The sequence below is a fragment of the Streptomyces sp. 15-116A genome, assembly GCF_025290915.1.
Classification (GTDB): domain Bacteria; phylum Actinomycetota; class Actinomycetes; order Streptomycetales; family Streptomycetaceae; genus Streptomyces.
This window is the reverse complement of sequence record NZ_JAOCQE010000354.1, coordinates 1-5,434: the sequence shown is the minus strand read 5'-3', so window position 1 is coordinate 5,434 and position 5,434 is coordinate 1. Positions and strand designations below refer to the sequence as shown.

The following is a 5,434-nucleotide window of genomic DNA, read 5'->3' as shown; positions in this document are numbered from 1 at the left end:
GCCGGTAGTGCTGTGGGGCGGGGGCGCGGCGGCGCGGCGGAGGCCGCCGCAGTCGCGCCCCTCCCTGTGCTTGCACGTGGAACCACGTGGGGACCAGCTAAGCGGCGGCCTCCGCCGCGCCACCACGCCCCCTCCGGTGCGTCGCCGACTGCGGGTGCGTCCATGGGGGCTGCGGGGTGCGCAGAAGGGGGCCCACCACCTGTGGTGAGCGCCCCTTCTCTGCGGTTACTCCTGCTTCTTGCGGCGCGTGCCGAAGACGATCTCGTCCCAGCTCGGGACCGCGGCGCGGCGGCCGGGGCGGACGCCGTCCGCTTCGGCCTGGCGGTCGGTCGAGCCGATGAGGCGGTCGCGGTGGCTGCCTACGGAACGGGGCATGAGGACGTCCGCGTACGCGGAGCCGGCCGAGGCCGCGGGGGCCGGGGGCTCCTCCGCCTCGGGCTCGGTGTCGGGCTCCTCGGGGGGTGACTCGGGCGTCCGTTCGGGGACGACCAGGTCGCCTCGGAAGCTCGGTACGGCCTCCAGCAGGCTGGTCAGCGAGTCGCGTTCGCTCGAGGCCGTGGCCGCCGTCGACTCCTCGGGCGGTTCGGAGGCCTGGGCGGGCAGGCTGGGGCGTTCGCGGTCGGCGGAACGGTCCAGCGGGCGGTCGCGTGGCAGCCGGGCGATGCGCGGGACGAAGGGGAAGCTCGGCTCGGGTGCGGCGAGGTCGTCGGACTCGCCGATGAGTGAGCGTGCCTCGTCGTCGACGGCCTGGACCAGGCGGCGGGGCGGGTCGTAGGTCCAGCTCGCCGAGTGGGGTTCGCCGGCCACGCGGTAGACCAGCAGGACCTCCCAGGTGCCGTCGTCGCGGCGCCAGGAGTCCCACTGGACCGTGTCCTTCTCGGCGCCGCGCAGCAGCAGGCGCTCCTGGACGGCCTCACCGAGCGGGGGACCGGAGTTCTCGCCGGGGCGGCGGACAGGGGTCTTGCGGGCGCGTTCGGCCATGAAGGCGCGCTCGGCGAGGACGGGGCCCTCGAAGCGGCGTACGCGGTCCACGGGGATGCCGGCCATCTGGGCGACTTCTTCCGCGGTCGCGCCGGCACGTATACGCGCCTGGATGTCGCGGGGGCGGAGATGGCTCTCCACCTCGATCTCGATCTGGCCGAGGCGGGGACGGTCGCCGCGCACGGCGGCGCGGAGCCGTTCGTCGATCGGAAGCGTGTACTCCGTGCTGTCCGCAGCCTTCAGCACCAGCCGTGTGCCGTCATTCGAGACGGCCACGACACGCAGTTCGGGCATGGGGACCTCCCGGGTGGTGCCTGCCGACGTCACGTGCGTCGCTGCTTCCGCTAGTCGAGTGTGGCCTGCCCGGGTGCAGCCTGCCACAACCTTGCCGAGTTGCCCGGCGTGTCGGGCGCGGGCCCTGGATCGCCGTTATGGCACGGTTACCTATTCGCAACGCTAAGTGACCAACTGCGTCACCCTGTGCAACTAGCCCCCTCCCGGCGGTCCTCCAAGGTCACGAGCACCCTGTCGGGAGACCGGACCCAGGGCTCGCAACAGTACTCCATTTGGGCCACGTGCGTGGATTGGCACGCCGCCCACTTTCTGGCAAGGGGTCCTACTCGGCCGCCTGTTGTCCGGTTCCGGTGATCGACTACGTGGGGAACTTCACGTGACCTCCGGAAACGGAGCCGCTGTTTTCGGGGCGGTGTCAGGCCCCGAGGACGCGGCGCAAGTAGTCGTTGCGGAAGCGGCGTTCGGGGTCGAGGCGGTCACGCAGTGCGGTGAACTCGGCGAAGCGCGGGTACACGCCGGAGAAGTACTCGGCGTCCCGGGTGTGGATCTTGCCCCAATGCGGCCGGCCCTCGTGGGCCGTGAAGATGCGCTCGGCCGCGGTGAAGTACGCCTGATAGGGGGTACCGCGGAACATGTGCACGGCGATGTACGCGCTGTCGCGGCCGGACGCCGTGGACAGGGTGATGTCGTCGGCGGGGGCCGTGCGCACCTCGACCGGGAAGCTGACGCGCAGCGGGGAGCGGTCGACCATCGCCTTCAACTCCTTGAGCGTGCCGGCCAGCGCCTCGCGCGGAATCGCGTACTCCATCTCCACGAAGCGCACCCGGCGGGGAGAGGTGAAGACCTTGTAGGAGATGTCGGTGTACGTGCGCGCGGACAGCGCCTTGCTGGAGATCTGCGCGATGGGCGGGATGGTCGCGGGCAGGGCGCGGCCGACCCAGTTGGCCACCTGGAACACGCCGTTGGACAGGAACTCGTCCTCGAACCAGCCCTTGAGCGGCGGGACCGGGCGCTCCGGGCCCGCGCTGCGGTTGTTGCGCTTGGTGTTGGTGTTCCCGGTGTGCGGGAACCAGTAGAACTCGAAGTGCTCGTTCTCCGCGTGGAGTTCGTCGAACTCGGCGAGCACCCGGTCGAACGGCATGGGCTCTTCGCGCGCCGTGAGCAGGAACATCGGCTCCACGGCGAAGGTGACGGCGGTGACGATGCCGAGGGCGCCGAGGCCGATGCGGGCGGCGGCGAAGACGTCCGGGTTCTCCTTCTCGGAGCAGTGGAGCACCGAGCCGTCCGCGGTGACCAGTTCCAGTGCCCGGATCTGCGCGGCGATCGACGCGGAGTCGCGGCCGGTGCCGTGCGTGCCGGTGCTGATCGCCCCGGAGACCGTCTGCTCCATGATGTCGCCCATGTTGGTCAGCGACAGACCCTCCCGCGCGAGAGCCACATTGAGCCTCTTGAGCGGGGTGCCGGCCTCGACCGTGACGGTCCCGGCCGTACGGTCGATGTCACGGATGCCCGTCAGCAGTTGAGGGCGGATCAGCACACCGTCGGTGGCCGCTATGGACGTGAAGGAGTGCCCCGTACCGACCGCCTTCACCGGCAGCCGGTCCTCGGCCGCCCGGCGGACCGCCTCGGCCAGCTCCTCGACGGAGGCGGGCGTGACCTCCCGCGCGGGCCGGGCGGAGACATTCCCTCCCCAGTTACGCCACGTGCCGTTCTTCGCGCTCGCTGTGCTGCCCAACGGAGCCTCCCCGACCCGGTGCCGGCCGCTTGAGCCGGCGGTACCCGAGGAAACCGACCGCGACCGCGGCGGCCCCGGACACCGCCGGAACCCCGTACCCGGCACGCGCACCGGCCGCGTCGATCACCCAGCCGGCCACGGAGGAGCCGAGCGCGACCCCGACCGCCAGCCCCGTGCTCACCCAGGTCATGCCCTCGGTGAGCTGCGCGCGTGGTACGTGCTCTTCGATGAGGGACATCGTCGTGATCATCGTGGGAGCGATGGACAGACCCGCGACGAAGAGCGCCACGGCCAGAAACGGCAGGTTTCCGACCAGTAGGAGGGGGATCATACTCACGGCCATGGCGCACACGCCCAGCAGCCAGCGGCGCTCCGGCGGCCCCGCGAAGTGCAGCAGCCCGAACACGGCGCCCGCCACACAGGAACCCAGCGCGTAGACGGCGAGCACCACACTGGCGGCCGCCTTGTGCCCCTCCTCCTCCGCGAACGCCACGGTGACCACGTCCACCGCGCCGAAGATCGCGCCGGTCGCCACGAAGGTGGCCACCAGGACCTGCAGGCCGGTCGAACGCAGCGCGCTGCCGCCGCCCTTGCGCTCGCGCGGATGCGGCTCCGGTTCGGTGGCGCGCTGCGCGGTCAGCCAGAAGACGCCGACGGCGAGGAAGCAGGCGGCGAGCAGCGGACCGGCCTCCGGGAACCAGGCCGTGGACAGGCCGATGGAGATGATCGGCCCGAAGATGAAGCAGACCTCGTCCACCACGGACTCGAAGGAGTACGCGGTGTGCAGCTGCGGAGTGCCCCGGTACAGGGCGGCCCAGCGGGCCCGGATCATCGCGCCGACGCTCGGCACGCAGCCGATGCCCACGCACGCGACGAACAGCACCCAGTCCGGCCAGCCGTAGTGCGCGGCGAACAGCAACAGGACCGCCGCGCTCAGCGAGAGCAGTGTCGCCGGGCGCAGCACCCGCCGCTGCCCGTACTGGTCCACCATGCGCGAGACCTGCGGGCCCGCCACCGCCGCGGACAGCGCGATGGTGGCCGACAGGGCGCCGGCGAGGCCGTACCGCCCGGTGAGCTGGGAGATCATCGTCACGACGCCGATGCCCATCATGGACAGCGGCATCCGGCCGAGGAGGCCGGCGGCGGAGAAACCCTTGGTGCCGGGCGTGGCGAACAGGGCGCGATAGGGGCTGGGCACGGGGTCTCCGAAACGTCTTAGTAAGGTGCGACCTCAGTCGATACAGCTTACTGGTGAGGTCAGCCTCAGTGCACCGGGAAAAACAACCGGCAGGAGCCCCGGCGAACAACCCGCAGGACCTCCGGCGGACATCCGGCAGGACCCCCACCGTTTTCCCGCTGTCAGTGCCGGGTGGCAGGATCGAGACATGCCAGACGTGCTCGATGCCAGCCCCTACGACGCCCTGCTCCTGCTCTCGTTCGGCGGTCCCGAAGGCCCCGACGACGTGGTCCCGTTCCTGGAGAACGTCACGCGGGGCCGCGGCATCCCCACCGAACGCCTGAAGGAAGTCGGACAGCACTACTTCCTCTTCGGCGGGGTCAGCCCCATCAACGACCAGAACCGCGCCCTGCTGGACGCGCTGCGCAAGGACTTCGCCGAGCACGGCCTGGACCTGCCGGTCTACTGGGGCAACCGCAACTGGGCGCCGTACCTGACCGACACGCTGCGCGAGATGGCCCGCGACGGCCGCCGGCGCATCCTCGTGCTGGCCACCAGCGCCTACGCCTCGTACTCGGGCTGCCGCCAGTACCGCGAGAACCTCGCCGACGCCCTCGCCGCCCTGGAGGCCGAGGGCCTCGAGCTGCCCCGCGTCGACAAGCTGCGGCACTACTTCAACCACCCCGGCTTCGTGGAACCCATGATCGAGGGGGTCCTCCGGTCGCTCGCCGAGCTGCCCGAGGAGGTCCGGGACGGGGCGCACATCGCCTTCACCACCCACTCCATCCCGGTCTCGGCCGCGGACGCCTCCGGTCCGGTCGAGGACCACAGCGACGGCGGGGCGTACGTCAGACAGCACCTGGACGTGGCACGGCTCATCGCCGACGCGGTGCGTGAGCGCACCGGCGTCGACCACCCCTGGCAGCTCGTCTACCAGTCCCGCTCCGGCGCCCCGCACATCCCCTGGCTGGAGCCCGACATCTGCGACCACCTCGAGGAGCGGCACGCGGCCGGGGTCCCCGCGGTCGTCATGGCGCCCATCGGCTTCGTCTCCGACCACATGGAGGTCCTCTACGACCTCGACACCGAGGCCAAGGCCAAGGCCGAGGAGCTGGGTCTGCCGGTGCGCCGCTCGGCGACCGTCGGCGCCGACCCGCGGTTCGCCGCGGCGATCCGCGAGCTGATCACCGAGCGGGCGGCCGGCGAGCGCGGTCAGGACGTCACGCCGTGCGCCCTGGGCGCGCTCG

General features: G+C 71.5%; 4 protein-coding genes. 1 reads left to right on the top strand and 3 read right to left on the bottom strand.

Annotation, left to right across the window (positions count from 1 at the left end; genetic code table 11):
- Nucleotides 1–225: 225 nt before the first annotated feature.
- From sepH to N4P33_RS31970, 3 genes are all read right to left on the bottom strand, one after another.
- A complete protein-coding gene (gene sepH / locus N4P33_RS31980) occupies nt 226–1,275 on the bottom strand; it encodes a septation protein SepH (RefSeq protein ID WP_260830446.1) in 1,050 nt (349 codons plus the stop codon).
- Between the two features lie 415 nt (nt 1,276–1,690).
- Nucleotides 1,691–3,010, bottom strand: a complete 1,320-nt coding sequence (locus tag N4P33_RS31975; protein WP_260830445.1) for a D-arabinono-1,4-lactone oxidase — start codon at nt 3,008–3,010, stop codon at nt 1,691–1,693.
- Nucleotides 2,970–4,208, bottom strand: a complete 1,239-nt coding sequence (locus tag N4P33_RS31970; RefSeq protein WP_260830444.1) for an MFS transporter — start codon at nt 4,206–4,208, stop codon at nt 2,970–2,972. Before N4P33_RS31970 ends, N4P33_RS31975 begins: the two co-directional genes overlap by 41 nt.
- Before the next feature lie 187 nt (nt 4,209–4,395).
- On the opposite strand from N4P33_RS31970, the gene N4P33_RS31965 reads away from it, so the two are divergent.
- Nucleotides 4,396–5,434: ferrochelatase (locus tag N4P33_RS31965; protein ID WP_260830443.1), on the top strand; the 1,039-nt coding region annotated here is incomplete at its 3' end.